Source organism: Synechococcus sp. M16CYN, from assembly GCF_040371545.1.
In the GTDB taxonomy this organism is placed as follows: domain Bacteria; phylum Cyanobacteriota; class Cyanobacteriia; order PCC-6307; family Cyanobiaceae; genus Parasynechococcus.
The window spans coordinates 1,314,195-1,328,809 of record NZ_AP029048.1 but is presented as its reverse complement, the minus strand read 5'-3'; the positions used below and the strand labels follow the sequence as shown (position 1 = coordinate 1,328,809).

Genomic DNA, 14,615 nt, shown 5'->3' with positions numbered 1-14,615 from the left:
TCATATCAATCAATTCCCACAGTGCCGAGTGAACGTTTTCGTGCCGCTCTGTCTTAAAGGTATTTTTTTTCTACGACTTCTGGTGTTATTAGAGTTTTTACCTGCCGTTGCGGAAACGCAAAAGACTGTCCAGTCTAATTTGATTACTATTGAATCTGATAAACAATCAGCTGATAACTCAACTGGTATTATAACTGCTAGCGGCAATGTTCGTCTAGTTTACATAGATCAAGGAGTTATGGCTACTAGTCATCAGGCTCAATATTTCACCAAAGAAGGTCGGATTGTTCTTAGTGGTGATGTGGATTTTGTTTATAAAAATGGCAACTTACTCCGAGCAAATAGAATTACTTATTCCCTGATCGATGAACGTGCCTTAGCTACGCCATCTAACGACGAACAAGTATTCAGCCAGTGGAGTTTTGATAGTAATTCAGCTAATTCTATCCCTGATTTTCTATGAGCTTGGAACTTAGGAAAGTATCTATTGCTCTTGAGGGGCGCCAACTAGTCAAGTCTATTGATCTAGGTCTATCACCAGGTGAAGTTGTTGGATTGCTTGGCCCTAATGGTGCAGGCAAAACCACTACATTTAATCTCGTGATTGGATTACTGCGCCCGGATGTAGGACATATTTATCTTGACAGTCATGATATCTCAGAACTCTCAATGCCAAAGAGAGCTCGTCTAGGTATTGGCTATTTACCCCAAGAGTCTAGTATTTTTAGACGACTTACAGTTCGTCAAAACCTCGACATAGCTCTCGATCAGACAAACCTAAGTTCTAAGGAACGTCGAGATCGGCGTGAACAATTGATTGATGAATTTCGCCTCACTGCATTTATGGATCGTCGAAATTTTCAGCTCTCAGGTGGAGAACGTCGACGTTGTGAAATTGCTAGGGCTCTAGCAGTGGGTTGTGATGGTCCGCGTTATCTTCTTCTTGATGAACCTTTTGCGGGTGTGGATCCCCTGGCAGTGGCTGATATCCAAAACCTGATTCACGCTTTGCGTCAACGAGGCATGGGGGTTTTGATTACCGATCACAACGTTCGGGAAACTCTCGCCATTACAGACCGGGCCACAATCCTTAATAATGGGGCAATTCTTGCTTCAGGTCGCGCTGATCAGGTAGCCAGCAATGTCCTAGTTCGTCGCCATTATCTCGGCGAGAATTTTAGACTGTGATCAAGATGTTAATCCGTAAGGTACGTTACATCCATTTGCTTGATCGTTGGCTGCTTGCTGAGATCATTGCTCCTCTACTTTTTGCAGTTGCTGCTTTCACAGTGCTAGGACTTTCTATAGGAGTGATGTTTGAGCTGGCTCGCCGACTTGTAGATGGACTTCCGATTTCAATTGCTTTGCAGCTGTTACTGCTCAACGTGCCTCGTTTTTTAGTATTATCGCTTCCAATGTCATCACTATTCGCAACGCTGTTTGCTTACAGCAAACTGTCTGCGAATAGTGAACTAAAAGCTCTTCACAGTGTGGGTATATCAACTATTCGATTGGTGGTTCCCGCTTTAATTCTTTCACTATCACTGACCGGACTGACCTTGGTGTTGAATGATGTAATTGTTCCAAGAGCCAATACCCAAGCTGAACTTACCTTACAGAAAGGCCTTGGTCGTGCACTAGCTACTGAACAAGGTAAAGACATTACTTTTAATAACTTCGGCAGAATTTATGATTCGAAAACAAAAACAACTAGCCGTGGCTTGCGCCAACTGTTCTACTCCCGGTGCTTTAAAAAAGGGGAAATGATCGATGTAACATTGCTTGACTTTTCTCGTACTAATTATCGCCAAATGTGGATTGCTCAGCGTGCTACATGGAATGAATCACAAGCGATGTGGGAGTTTTTCAACGGCCAAATTCTCACCCTTAATCCAAATGGCAGCACAACACATGTGGCGTTTGATCAGAATTTTTATCCTCTTAATTCTGGCCCACTTCAAGTTGCAAAGCTACCAGATGATGCCAATAACATGACTTTTTCCCAAGCTATTACCGCAGAACGGATTGAATCTGAAGCAGGAAACGTTAAAGCAGCACGAAAATTACGCGTTCGTATTCAGGAAAAATTCACATTACCTATGGCCTGTCTGGTGTTTGGTCTGATTGGTAGCAGCCTTGGTGCGAGGCCAGGGTCTCGTACCAGTAAAAGCCAAGGCTTTGGAGTTAGCATTTTGTTAATCCTTGGTTATTACGCCCTAAGCATCAGTTTTAGTTCACTTGGTATAAGTGGTATCCTTCCCCCATTAACTGCTGCCTGGCTGCCTGTTCTGATTTCTCTTGGATTTGGCGGTCTGCTCTTGTATCAGGTCAATCGTTAGCAGAGCACGTCAGAATTATGTCAATCCTTAATGTTTGGTTTGCTTAATTCCTCATTTGAACTGGTCACCGGCTTCGGCTTTGTCGCTTTTCTGCTGTTGTTAATCGCACTCCCTATAGCGTTTTGGGCTGTTTCCAGCGATTCTAAGCCATCCATTGTGCGCATGTTAGTAGCTACCTCTAATTTGTTTTTGACAGCACAACTAATTCTGCGTTGGTGGCAGTCGGGCCATTTCCCGATCAGTAACCTTTACGAATCACTCTGCTTTCTCGCTTGGGCCTGCACTCTGACCCAACTGTTAGTTGAACGAGCATGGCCATCTCCCATTGTGGCAGCCTTCGCGACGCCAATGGGACTTGGATGCATAGCTTTCGCCAGTTTTGCACTTCCAGATCAGTTGCAATCGGCTACACCTTTAGTTCCAGCGTTGCGCTCCAGTTGGTTGGTAATGCATGTAAGCGTGATCATGGTGAGTTATGCCGCTTTGTTGATTGGATCACTGTTATCGATGGCTGTTCTTGTCATGTATCGCGGTGAGAGTTTTGAATTACGTAGTAGCTCAATTGGCAGTGGAGGTTTTCGTCAGGCTATTACCACCTCTGATTCAGGTATATTGCAATTACGATCTGTTCAACTCAGTACTAACGAACAACTCGACAGCCTGAGTTATCGTACTATAACTGTTGGTTTTTTGATGTTGACTGTAGGAATTATAAGTGGAGCGGTGTGGGCGAATGAAGCTTGGGGAAGTTACTGGAGTTGGGATCCTAAAGAAACATGGGCATTAATCTGCTGGCTTGTTTATGCGGCATATTTACATACTCGCCTCAGCCGTGGCTGGCAGGGACGGCGTCCCGCTTTAGTTGCCGTAGTAGGTCTCTTTGTGATTACTATTTGCTACATTGGAGTGAATCTATTAGGCGTTGGTCTTCATAGTTATGGTTGGTTTTTTGACTGATTGATTTGATCTGGTGTCAGGCTTATAGTATTAACTCTTAATTTATAGGATTTGCTGAGGGTTTAAAATGTTATTTTTTTAAGCCCAATTATTAAATTTGACTTAAGAATTAATATACTATGACAAGTAAAAATTTGTGAAAAGAATAATAGCTTAAATTAATTTATTGCTAAGTCTATAGTAGATCAAATCTTGTATTTTAAATACCTTATGCAAAAGAGCATAGCTTACAATAAACTTAAGGAAATATATGACTAGTATTTACAGGATCAGAGTTTAGATACAAGAAAAATAATATCTATATATTCTACCTAATAGCTGTAGGCTTCATATTTTAGTTTTAAACTATTTTAAAGCTTTGATTAGATAAATTTTACTATGCATGTTGCATAGATTAAATTCTTTACTATGTTTTATTAATTATTTGATAAATCAGCACACAAGATTATTTAAATCTATGATAGATATCTTCTAGTTTTCTAGTTGTGTATAGTAGAATGTAGCGATAATTTAGAATTGTAAAAAATTATTTAATTTCTTTATCCTTGATGCTAATAGTTTCTTGTTAAGTATTGCTAACAGCATAGGCATTAATATATTTTGCTTTCATATTGTAATGCTAACAATATCCAAAAAACTTTCTCTTTAGCTTCAATCAAAACCGTCGATTAACTTAACTATTAACCGTATAAATTTGAAATCAAACACAAGTAGTTATTATACTAACATTGTTTTAGACATTTTCTATATTTTAGTTTATGTAATCGAGTCTTTTAAATAAGATTTTCTAACTAAAGCAATTAATAGCTTTATTACTAGTCAACTTTTCATAGATTAATGCTTTTAACTTAGCTATTGTAGTTTAATCTATCAGTTAAGTCTGCACTTATTTACAAAGGTAGCGTAAACCTAAATCATTAATTTTTTGGATTCAATTTTAATAAGGTTTTATTAGTTGAGACTAGGGTCTACATTTTTAATCAAATCAAAATCGGATTGCAAAGTTCAAGGCAGTATTCCTGTGTATTAAACTAATAAATTTAAGTCTAGAATGCTGCTAGTTTTTTATTCAAGCCTCTTTGATTTAAGTAAGATTGCAGTTTCAAGTAAGGACGCGAGATTTTATCCGTATACAAATGGTTAGCGTCAACTTTTGCAAAGTCTAGTACACACTTCTCATATTTCAAAATAATCAAATAAACATTCAAAGATATTTATATTATTAAAACAGGACTTTAACCAGTAAGCTAGTGGTGAAATTTGAGCAGAGTGCCTATCAATCATATCTAAATCGATTTAATTTGATAATAATGTTATCAACGGCTTGTAGACTTTTTTACCGAACTGCAGGAGACCTACTTAAAGATATTTGATGAAGAGAAATTCAAAGATTTTACCCATCGCAGTGCAAGCAAACTGCACTGCGATGCTACTGCTCTTGCGTTTTCTAGGCAGAAGTGGGCAAGGTCTTGCCAGCTTGAGCTTCCTGTGCAACCCGTCGCAGATCATCACATCCTTCTTTTAGAGACGGATAAGCAAACATTCCACTTCCGGCTATAAAGCAGTTTGCACCAGCGGCACAACATTGAGAGATTGTCCAATTTGCTTTTATTCCACCGTCTACTTCAATGTCTATATCGAGGTTACGTTCTACAATTATTTTTCGCAACTCGGATATCTTGTCTAACATTGTCGGAATATATGCCTGACCTCCAAATCCTGGATTAACAGTCATTACTAAAACATGATCTACCATATCTAATATATTTTTTATCATATCTATTGGTGTATGGGGATTTATTGCTACTGAGGGACTACCACCTAGCTCTCGAATTTGGCTTAGAACTCGATGTAAATGTGTGTTCGCTTCCACATGTGCAATAACAACGCCGGGTTCGTTATTTGGTCCTTTTGTCGCTGCGATATATTCTTCTAGCATGGTTTCACAATTATACTGACTCACCATTAATTGAGTTTCAAAGGGAACGCTGCAATATTTTCTGCAAGCTTTTATAAGTTCTGGACCAAAGGTTAGATTTGGCACAAAGTTGCCATCCATCACGTCAAACTGGATTCTGTCTACACCGGCTTCTTCAAGATCTTTGACACACTGCCCCATTGCGGCCCAATCAGCTGGGAGAACTGAGGGAATGATCTGAATGGAGCGATGAAACGCTGTCATTACAAGTAATCAAAAACTGGCGGAATCTTATATAAGCCTCGAAACGGTTTGGACAGTCTCATACCGCTGATACAGTAATCCGCGCTTCTAAGCCGAGATCCACTGCGGCATGGACAAATTGCCTTGTCATCACGTCTCGCTAGTACTTTTAACCATCTATCACCACCGGAGTCCCGTGGATCAAACGCTCATCCAGGAAATTCTTGAGGTTGTTGAACAAGCCGCAATTGCTTCCGCTACCCTCTCTGGTAAAGGCCTTAAAGACGAGGCCGATGCTTTGGCAGTCAATGCCATGCGTGAGCGCATGAGCAAAATTCAGATGCAGGGTAAGATCGTTATCGGTGAAGGTGAACGCGACGAAGCGCCAATGCTCTATATCGGTGAGCAAGTGGGTACTGGTACAGGACCTGGTATTGATTTCGCTGTTGACCCTTGCGAAGGTACCAACCTTTGTGCCTATAGCCAACGCGGTTCGATGGCAGTTTTAGCGGCCTCTGATCGCGATGGCTTGTTTAATGCTCCCGACTTTTATATGAAGAAATTAGCAGCGCCTCCGTCAGCCAAAGGAAAGGTTGATATTCGTAAGTCTGCGACTGAAAACATCAAGATTCTCAGTGAGTGCCTTGGACTTACTTCTGATGAACTCACGATTGTCGTGATGGATCGTGCACGTCATAGAGATCTGATCACTGAAATTCGCGCAACTGGTGCCCGCATTCAGCCTATTTCTGATGGTGATGTGCAGGCCGCGATTGCTTGTGGTTTTGCTGGTACAGGCACCCATTGCCTTATGGGCATTGGCGCTGCTCCCGAGGGTGTGATCTCTGCAGCTGCTATGCGTGCTTTGGGTGGTCATTTCCAGGGTCAGCTGGTTTACGACCCTGCGATCGCTCAAACTTCTGAGTGGGCAAACATGACTAAAGAGGGTAATCTTGCACGTCTCACTGATATGGGCATCACTGACCCAGATAAGGTGTACGAGGCTGATGAGCTTGCATGTGGCGAACATGTAGTTTTTGCTGGTAGCGGCATCACTGACGGCCTTCTTTTCAATGGCGTTAAGTTTGAAACCGATTGCACCCGTACGAGCAGCCTAGTAATCAGCAATGTGGATAACACTTGCCGTTTCACCAACACGGTTCATATGAAGGATGGAGCTCAAAGCATCGCTTTGAACTAATCGTCATATCCGGTTGAGAGGGACATTTCCATGCACATTGCCGTTGTCGGCCTTAGTCATCGCACGGCCCCTGTAGAAATCAGGGAACGGCTCAGTATCCCTGAGCAGAGCATGGAAATGTCTCTTCGATCGCTTCGAAAAAATGACCAGGTGTTAGAAGCGTCGATCCTCAGCACATGCAACCGTCTAGAGATTTACACTCTGGTTCGCCATCCTGATCTTGGGGTTAGTGCTGTTAGAGGTTTTTTGAGCAAATACTCTGGTTTGCAGATTAATGAGCTATCACCTCATTTATTTAACTACCACCATCAAGATGCCGTTGACCATTTATTACGAGTAGCGGCTGGTTTGGATAGTCTCGTTCTTGGAGAAGGGCAGATACTTTCCCAGGTTAAAAAGATGATGCGTTTAGGTCAGGAGCATAGGTCTCTCGGCCCGATTTTAAACCGTTTAATTACTCAAGCGGTCACGACGGGTAAAAAGGTTCGTAGTGAGACTAATTTGGGCACCGGTGCTGTTTCAATTAGTTCTGCTGCTGTTGAATTAGCGCAATTGAAACTTGGCCAATCCTGCGGTCTCAATGATTTAGTAACCCTTGAAAATGAGCAGATTGCTATCGTCGGCGCTGGCAAAATGAGTCGGCTACTTTTGCAGCACCTGCAGGCCAAGGGTGCTTCAGAGGTTGTCTTAGTAAATCGTACCCTTCAGACGGCCAAGCTTCTTGCAAAAGATTTTCCAGGTTTTCCGATTCAATGTCGACCGCTTACAAATCTTGATCAATTTCTAAGCACGTGTTCCCTCGTTTTCATGAGCACCGGAGCGAAGAATCCTATTGTTGATGCGGCTCGCCTGCAATCCCTGAACCGCCGCAGCAAACTTAGGCTGATTGACATTGGTGTTCCTCGAAACGTTGCTGCTGACGCAACAGATGTCGATGGTGTTGATTCTCATGATGTTGATGACCTTCAGGAGGTCGTAGCTCGAAATCAGGAAGTTCGTCAGGCTATTGCTTGTGAAGCTGAACAACTCCTCCAGGAAGAGGCACAACTATTCCTGGATTGGTGGGAAAGTTTAGAGGCAGTGCCAACAATTAATCAGCTAAGATCTTCTATGGAAATCATTCGAATCGAGGAACTTCAAAAAGCCCTTAGTCGAATGGGACCCGATTTTTCAGCACGAGAACGCAAAGTAGTGGAAGCACTAAGCAAGGGAATAGTCAACAAGATTCTTCATACCCCCGTCACCCAACTAAGAGCTCCTCAAACGCGCACCGAACGGAAACAAGTCCTACGTGTAGTTGAAAGACTCTTTGATCTTGACTGACCCTAGCTACTTTGGTGGCGGCTATCTAAGGTTAGCTTTTAGCGATTTTTACTAATTAAAGACTGGGAGTGGTTTTTCGGTCGAACTCTCCGTTAAGTTCTTGCGACAACGCCACTTTGGGTAGCGGCATGAAGCGGGTTTTGGCGATTATTCTTGGCGGCGGTGCTGGCACCCGCCTCTATCCCCTGACAAAGATGCGGGCCAAGCCTGCTGTCCCCTTGGCTGGTAAATATCGCTTAATCGATATCCCAATTAGCAATTGTATCAACTCCGACATCCATAAGATATACGTGATGACTCAGTTCAATAGTGCATCGTTAAACCGTCATCTCAGTCAGACGTTCAATCTATCTAATTCTTTTGGAGGAGGTTTTGTCGAGGTTTTGGCTGCCCAACAAACTCCGGATAGTCCGTCTTGGTTTGAAGGTACTGCTGATGCCGTGCGTAAATATCAGTGGTTGTTTCAGGAATGGGATGTAGATGAATATCTAATTCTTTCTGGCGATCAGCTATATCGCATGGACTACAGTTTGTTCATTGAGCATCATCGTCGTACAGGTGCAAACCTTACTATTGCGGCTCTTCCTGTTGATGCAAAGCAGGCAGAAGCTTTCGGTTTGATGCGCACTGATGAAAGAGGTAGCATCCAGGAATTCCGCGAAAAGCCCAAGGGAGATTCCCTTCGTCAGATGGCTATTGATACAACGCGCTTTGGTTTAACTCCCGAAGCTGCTAAAAAGCGTCGATACTTAGTATCGATGGGGATTTATGTGTTCAGTCATGACACACTCTTTGAACTTCTTGATAAATACCCTGGTCACAAAGATTTCGGCAAGGAAGTCATCCCTGAAGCTTTGAAAAGAGGGGATAAATTACAGAGCTACATTTTTAATGATTATTGGGAAGATATTGGAACAATCGGTGCTTTCTATGAAGCTAATCTTGCCCTTACTCAACAGCCAACGCCTCCCTTTAGTTTTTACGACGAGAAATTTCCTATCTACACTCGTCCCCGCTATCTACCGCCTACTAAACTAGTTGATGCCCAAATTATTAATTCTATTGTAGGCGAAGGCTCAATTCTAAAGTCATGCAGTATCTATCATTGTGTCCTAGGAGTTAGGAGTCGTATCGAAACTGATGTTGTCCTGCAAGATACCCTTGTGATGGGTGCGGATTTGTTCGAATCTAACGAGGAAAGAGATACAATTCGAACGCATGGTGGTATTCCTGTTGGCGTTGGTCCGGGAACAACAGTAAAGCGTGCTATTCTTGACAAAAATGCTCGTATCGGCTCTAACGTATCCATCATTAACAAAGACCGCGTTGAAGAGGCCGATCGTTCAGACCTAGGCTTCTATATCCGCAATGGGATTGTTGTGGTTCAGAAGAATGCTACCGTTCAGGATGGGGCGGTGATCTAAACGGGTTAGTCAAAATCAGGGTAAGCCATTCATTAATCCTCCATCCCTGACATAGGTTGTTGGGTATGCGGCCAGTTAGAGTCTAAATGCTCACACTATGACCAGAGTTGGTGGTGAATTCACAGGACATGCTCAAGTCCCATTTTGGCTTAATTGGTCTCGGTGTAATGGGTGAGAACCTCGTCCTTAATGCGGAGCGAAATGGTTTCTCCAGCGCTGTTTATAATCGCACTTGTTCTAAGACCGAGGAATTTCTAAGAGGACGTGGTCAGGGCAAAAACATTCAGGGTGCTACTGATCTTCAAGATTTTGTTGGAAAATTAGAGCGTCCTCGCCGCATCTTGATAATGGTTAAGGCTGGTGCTGCGGTGGACGCAGTGATTGATCAACTTTCGCTTTTTTTAGAAAAAGGTGACCTTCTGATTGATGGCGGTAATTCCGATTATCAAGACACAGAGAGCCGCGTAAAAAGGCTTGAGGGTAAGAACCTTGGCTTTATTGGAATGGGTGTTTCTGGTGGAGCCAGAGGTGCATTGGAGGGGCCTAGCATGATGCCCGGCGGAACTAAAGCCTCCTATCTCGCCGTTGAGAGTTTGCTTACCAGGATGGCAGCCCAAGTAGAGGACGGTCCTTGTGTTACCTATATCGGGCCGGGGGGATCTGGTCACCTCGTGAAGACCGTTCACAATGGCATTGAATACGGAATCGAACAGATTCTGGCTGAGGCATACGACCTGATGAAGCGGATTAAGGGGATGAAAGGTGATCAGATAGCCGACATTCTCGCTCAATGGAACTCTACGGAAGAACTGTCCTCGTATTTGGTAGAGATCACTGAGGTCTGCCTTCGTACGAAGGATTCCCTTGATGGTGCTGATCTGGTAGAAAAAATTATGGATAAGGCTGGCCAAAAAGGAACTGGTTTGTGGACTGTGGTTACAGCTCTGCAGCTGGGGGCTGCGGTACCGACTATCTATGCAGCACTTAATAGCCGAGTTATGAGTTCCATGAAATCTCAACGCATTGCGGCTGAATCCAGCCTTAAGGGACCTGCGGTGAAGGATTGTGATTTGGGGTCTTCTTCGGATGCCATGTCACCTCTTATGGATGCTGTTGTACTCAGTTGTGTGGCGAGCTATGCGCAGGGAATGGAGCTGTTGCGGATTGCTTCAAGTAGTTTGGATTACTCCTTACACATGCCTTCTATAGCGCAAATCTGGAAGGGGGGCTGCATAATTCGATCCCGCTTGCTGAAACGCATTCAAGACGCTTTCAACACTGATCCTCAGCCAGTTAATCTAATGATGGATTCCTGGTTTGTTTATCAAGTAAATCAAAGGTTGCCAGGGTTAATGAAAGTGGTGGCAGGAGCGGCTGAGGCTGGTGTTCCTGTGCCCTGCTTTAGCAGCACATTGGATTACATCAACAGCTACCGTACAGGCCGCTTGCCCCAGAACTTGGTACAAGCCATGCGTGACTGCTTCGGTTCACATACTTACCAGCGTCTTGATAAAGACGGTAGTTTTCATACCGAGTGGCTCTCCTAAAAACTGGGGCATGACGACCTATCGCATTGTTCGGGCGAGCAATCCTCAAGACCTGTCTTACCGAGCTTCTCAGACCATTTCCCGTTACATCAATCTTGTCCTCGGTCAACGCGATCGTTGCCGAATCGCTTTGTCTGGAGGGTCTACTCCAACAAAAACCTATTCATTATTGGGGCAAGAACATATTCCCTGGGACAGGGTGGATGTGGTGCTTGGGGACGAGCGATGGGTATCGACTGATGATAAGTCGAGCAACGCGCGCATGCTCCATAACACCCTATTTTCAGCGGGTCCCGCATCCATGGCAGTGTTTCATTCCGTGCCTACGGTTGAGCTTATGAATGCTGATGCCAGTGCTCGAGCTTTGGCAAAAATGATTACCCAGCTATGTAGTTCAAATCCCCCTGTCTTTGACATTATGCTCCTGGGATTGGGCGAGGATGGCCACACTGCCTCATTGTTCCCTGGAACCGCTGCTCCACTAGTGATGGATCGGTGGACAACGGTGAGTCATAGCAAGGGCGTTGATCGAATCACACTCACTGCTCCTGTGCTAAGCGCTGCTCGTCAAGTAATATTCTTGGTGAGTGGTGCCAATAAACAGGTGGCTCTGAAACGGCTTCTTGATCCACAAGAATTATCAAAACGTACGCCCGCTCGTCTTGTGCAGCCTGCTAATGATGTGCTGATAATCGCCGATCAGGATGCAACCGCCGGTTTTTGAGCAGGTTCTTTTCAAAGACAGTGAATTTGTTGGTTGGACCAGTTTAAATGATGATGTTATGGGAGGAACGTCCCGTGCAGACTGTCAAATCACTACTGAGGGCTTATTGCTCAAAGGAGAGTTAATCGAAGCAGGTGGTGGGTTTGTGAGTTGTCGATCGCCGCGACTGCGGCCACCTTTAAATCTCTCTAGATTTTCGGCTCTTCGGTTAGACGTGGATGGGGAAGGACGAACACTAAAAATAGCCTTGGGTTGCCGTGATGGTGCATTAGGTCTTACCGAACTGATACCAGGAGGTTTGCGCTGGGTTATTGATGCTCCGACCCAAAAAGTCGGGACGACCCAGATCATGATTTCTTTTGCTGATTTACGTCCCATGATTCGGGCTAGACCCGTGCTACTTCCTTTGCGATTTGATGTCAGCGGAATAACCCGTCTACAGGTACTCCACTCAAAGTTTGGTGATAGCGGTTCCCCGAATCCCGGTTTCCGAGCTGGTGCGATTCGTCTATTGATTCGTTCTATTCGAGCTCTGTCTTAGACGTCGTGGAACTGTTGGCTTTGATTGCTAAAGCGGCGGATGCTTGTTTAAAACCCTGGACTCATACCGTCATTCCCATCGATCCATCTGTACCGGCGATTCTTGACGATTTAAACGTGCGAATCGAATGCCGCGATAGCTACGGAAAACACTGTCCCGACCGAGATCTCGAATTAGAGATCTATCGGAGTGGTGGCGACATCAACCTGATGCTGGGTTGGTGGAATCAGTCTGAGCGCCCTCTACTTTGGCAGGGTAGGCATCCGGTTTGGATGCATGGGGTGACAGGTCAACGTATAGATATGCCTCAGGGCGCTAGGCAACTGGAAGCATTCGGACGTCGACTGCACTCCCTCTTACAATCATGCTGATCAATCTAACTGGTCCGTTATTGCTCCCTTGCTGGATGTTGAAACCAGTCTGGCGTATTTGCCCAAAACACCTGTCGTGTAAAGGGGCTTCGGTCGTGACCAGGTCGCACGGCGGTTAGCCAGTTCCGTATCATCAACGTTGAGTTGAAGAAGTAATCTATCGGCATCTACAGTGATGCTATCTCCCTCTCGAACAAGCCCGATTGTCCCGCCAGCAGCAGCTTCTGGTGCCACATGCCCCACCACCAGCCCGTATGTACCACCACTAAAGCGCCCATCGGTGACCAAGGCCACTTTATCACCAAGGCCCTGTCCAACTATAGCGGAGGTGGGAGCCAGCATTTCACGCATACCGGGCCCTCCAACAGGCCCTTCGTAGCGAATCACCACAACGTCGCCCGTATTGATTTTCTTGTCCAAAATAGCTGCCAAACAATCCTCTTCGCTTTCAAAGACCCGAGCAGGACCTGTTAGAACTGGCCTTTTAACACCGCTAATTTTAGCTACGCTGCCTTCCTGAGCTAAATTACCTTTTAGGATGGCCAAATGCCCCTTATTGTAAATAGGATTACTAAGAGGTTTGATAACATCCTGACTTCCTGGTGGTGTGGAGGGCACGTCTGCTAACAGCTCTCGCAGACTTTTGCCTTCTACATTGCGGCAATCGCCGTGCAGTAATCCGGCATCTAACAGCAACTTCATTACTTGAGGAATTCCCCCGGTTCGATGTAAGTCAACTGTTACGAAGCGCCCGCTGGGCTTGAGATCGCAGATCACTGGAACGCGTTGGCGGATTCGTTCAAAGTCGTCGATATTTAAATCGACCCTGGCAATTCGGGCAATGGCCAATAGATGCAAAACAGCATTAGTGGACCCACCCACCGCCATGATCACACTGATGGCATTTTCGAAGGCTTCTTTAGTAAGAAGATTTAGCGGTCGAATGTTAGCCTTAACGGCATTCACCAACACCTCTGCTGATCGAGCAGCACTTTCGGTTTTTTCTGCGTCTTCTGCCGCCATCGTGGAACTGTAAGGAAGGCTAAGACCCATAGTTTCAATGGCAGCACTCATGGTGTTAGCGGTGAACATTCCACCGCAGCTTCCTACTCCAGGACAGGCATTTTTCTCGATGGCAATGAGTTGCTTTTCATCGATCTTCCCGCTGGCCAGATGACCCACCGCTTCGAAAGCGTCCACCACGGTGAGATCACGGCCGCCGAGCTTTCCAGGCTTAATCGTTCCCCCATAAACGAATATCGCAGGGATGTTCATCCGTGCCATGGCCATCATGGCTCCAGGCATGTTTTTGTCGCAACCGCCGACAGCTAACAGGCCATCCATGCTTTGACCGTTGCAAGCTGTCTCAATAGCATCCGCGATGACTTCACGACTCACTAGGGAGTATTTCATCCCCTCTGTGCCCATTGAGATACCATCACTTACTGTGATAGTCCCGAATATCTGCGGCATCCCTCCAGCGGCACGAACCGCCTCCTCGGCGCATTTTGCTAAAGCGTCCAGGCCCATGTTACAGGGCGTGATTGTGCTATAGCCGTTTGCAATTCCAAGGATTGGTTTGCCGAAATCAGCATCACTAAATCCGACTGTCCGCAACATGGCGCGATTGGGTGAACGTTGAGTTCCCTTAGTGATGACATCAGAGCGGAGCATGGTGCAGGTTGGACTTGCAGTCATTCAATCAACTTAAATCAAGAACTCAGTTGTCTTTTCCGAGGCCTTCCAACTGAGCTCGTACTCGCGCAATTTCGGCATTGAGCTTTTCAATCCGTTGCTCTAAGTGGCCATTATCAGTGGGTTCAAATGCTTCAGACCCGTCTTGCATGCGTGAGGCGTAGAGCATCGCTTTTTGCCCACTGACACGACGACGACGATCTGCTTTGTTCAGTAGCAACCAAGCGAGACCGGTGGCTCCAATCACTGCGCCTGTCATGAGAGACATCAGTGTGCCAAAGCCGCTGTCATGGTTCTGCCCCATAGTCGGATCGATAATTTCTAAAATCTAG

General features: G+C 45.2%; 14 protein-coding genes. 11 read left to right on the top strand and 3 right to left on the bottom strand.

Features of this window, described 5'->3' with window-relative positions; all coding sequences use genetic code 11:
* Window positions 1-28 precede the first annotated feature (28 nt).
* From ABWV55_RS06400 to ccsB, 4 genes are read left to right on the top strand one after another with little or no spacing between them, the layout of a single operon-like run.
* Complete coding sequence (locus tag ABWV55_RS06400; RefSeq protein WP_353291302.1) at window positions 29-463, top strand: hypothetical protein; 435 nt, start codon at window positions 29-31, stop codon at window positions 461-463.
* Window positions 460-1,188: an LPS export ABC transporter ATP-binding protein gene (lptB, locus tag ABWV55_RS06395; protein WP_353291301.1), complete on the top strand. Its 729-nt coding sequence runs from the start codon at window positions 460-462 to the stop codon at window positions 1,186-1,188. The genes ABWV55_RS06400 and lptB overlap by 4 nt, the downstream gene beginning before the upstream one ends.
* 5 nt (window positions 1,189-1,193) lie before the next feature.
* Window positions 1,194-2,339: an LptF/LptG family permease gene (locus ABWV55_RS06390; protein WP_353291300.1), complete on the top strand. Its 1,146-nt coding sequence runs from the start codon at window positions 1,194-1,196 to the stop codon at window positions 2,337-2,339.
* Between the two features lie 39 nt (window positions 2,340-2,378).
* Window positions 2,379-3,296, top strand: a complete 918-nt coding sequence (gene ccsB / locus ABWV55_RS06385) for a c-type cytochrome biogenesis protein CcsB (RefSeq protein WP_353292640.1) — start codon at window positions 2,379-2,381, stop codon at window positions 3,294-3,296.
* Window positions 3,297-4,743: 1,447 nt separating this feature from the next.
* Here ccsB and rpe read toward each other — a convergent pair.
* Entirely contained in the window at window positions 4,744-5,478 is a 735-nt protein-coding gene (gene rpe / locus ABWV55_RS06380) for a ribulose-phosphate 3-epimerase (protein WP_353291299.1), read from the bottom strand.
* A 175-nt stretch (window positions 5,479-5,653) separates the two neighbouring features.
* On the opposite strand from rpe, the gene glpX reads away from it, so the two are divergent.
* The 7 genes from glpX (at window position 5,654) to ABWV55_RS06345 (ending at window position 12,588) form a co-directional block, all read left to right on the top strand.
* Window positions 5,654-6,658 (top strand): class II fructose-bisphosphatase, encoded by a 1,005-nt coding sequence (glpX, locus tag ABWV55_RS06375; protein WP_353292639.1) that lies wholly within the window; start codon window positions 5,654-5,656, stop codon window positions 6,656-6,658.
* Window positions 6,659-6,688: 30 nt separating this feature from the next.
* The gene (locus tag ABWV55_RS06370; protein WP_353291298.1) at window positions 6,689-7,981 is read left to right on the top strand and encodes a glutamyl-tRNA reductase; all 1,293 of its coding nucleotides are present in this window, start codon (window positions 6,689-6,691) and stop codon (window positions 7,979-7,981) included.
* Window positions 7,982-8,109: 128 nt separating this feature from the next.
* Entirely contained in the window at window positions 8,110-9,405 is a 1,296-nt protein-coding gene (locus tag ABWV55_RS06365) for a glucose-1-phosphate adenylyltransferase (RefSeq protein WP_353292638.1), read from the top strand.
* A gap of 128 nt (window positions 9,406-9,533) precedes the next feature.
* Entirely contained in the window at window positions 9,534-10,952 is a 1,419-nt protein-coding gene (gene gndA, locus ABWV55_RS06360) for an NADP-dependent phosphogluconate dehydrogenase (protein ID WP_353292637.1), read from the top strand.
* A 10-nt stretch (window positions 10,953-10,962) separates the two neighbouring features.
* Complete coding sequence (pgl, locus tag ABWV55_RS06355) at window positions 10,963-11,676, top strand: 6-phosphogluconolactonase (RefSeq protein WP_353291297.1); 714 nt, start codon at window positions 10,963-10,965, stop codon at window positions 11,674-11,676.
* Window positions 11,657-12,217 carry a CIA30 family protein gene (locus ABWV55_RS06350; protein WP_353291296.1) on the top strand — a complete coding sequence of 187 codons (561 nt, stop codon included), beginning with the start codon at window positions 11,657-11,659 and terminating at the stop codon, window positions 12,215-12,217. Before pgl ends, ABWV55_RS06350 begins: the two co-directional genes overlap by 20 nt.
* A 5-nt stretch (window positions 12,218-12,222) precedes the next feature.
* Window positions 12,223-12,588: a hypothetical protein gene (locus ABWV55_RS06345; RefSeq protein WP_353291295.1), complete on the top strand. Its 366-nt coding sequence runs from the start codon at window positions 12,223-12,225 to the stop codon at window positions 12,586-12,588.
* Here ABWV55_RS06345 and ilvD read toward each other — a convergent pair whose 3' ends face one another.
* Together ilvD and ABWV55_RS06335 are read right to left on the bottom strand one after the other, a co-directional pair.
* A complete protein-coding gene (gene ilvD / locus ABWV55_RS06340; protein ID WP_353292636.1) occupies window positions 12,589-14,262 on the bottom strand; it encodes a dihydroxy-acid dehydratase in 1,674 nt (557 codons plus the stop codon).
* Between the two features lie 46 nt (window positions 14,263-14,308).
* Window positions 14,309-14,587 carry a hypothetical protein gene (locus tag ABWV55_RS06335; protein ID WP_353291294.1) on the bottom strand — a complete coding sequence of 93 codons (279 nt, stop codon included), beginning with the start codon at window positions 14,585-14,587 and terminating at the stop codon, window positions 14,309-14,311.
* Window positions 14,588-14,615 lie beyond the last annotated feature (28 nt).

Coding starts and splice junctions, on each gene's coding strand:
- lptB (WP_353291301.1), top strand. CDS start 460: ATGAGCTTGGAACTTAGGAAAGTATCTATTGCTCTTGAGGGGCGCCAA.
- ABWV55_RS06390 (WP_353291300.1), top strand. CDS start 1,194: ATGTTAATCCGTAAGGTACGTTACATCCATTTGCTTGATCGTTGGCTG.
- rpe (WP_353291299.1), bottom strand. CDS start 5,478: ATGACAGCGTTTCATCGCTCCATTCAGATCATTCCCTCAGTTCTCCCA.
- ABWV55_RS06370 (WP_353291298.1), top strand. CDS start 6,689: ATGCACATTGCCGTTGTCGGCCTTAGTCATCGCACGGCCCCTGTAGAA.
- ABWV55_RS06365 (WP_353292638.1), top strand. CDS start 8,110: ATGAAGCGGGTTTTGGCGATTATTCTTGGCGGCGGTGCTGGCACCCGC.
- gndA (WP_353292637.1), top strand. CDS start 9,534: ATGCTCAAGTCCCATTTTGGCTTAATTGGTCTCGGTGTAATGGGTGAG.
- pgl (WP_353291297.1), top strand. CDS start 10,963: ATGACGACCTATCGCATTGTTCGGGCGAGCAATCCTCAAGACCTGTCT.
- ABWV55_RS06350 (WP_353291296.1), top strand. CDS start 11,657: ATGCAACCGCCGGTTTTTGAGCAGGTTCTTTTCAAAGACAGTGAATTT.
- ilvD (WP_353292636.1), bottom strand. CDS start 14,262: ATGCTCCGCTCTGATGTCATCACTAAGGGAACTCAACGTTCACCCAAT.
- ABWV55_RS06335 (WP_353291294.1), bottom strand. CDS start 14,587: ATGGGGCAGAACCATGACAGCGGCTTTGGCACACTGATGTCTCTCATG.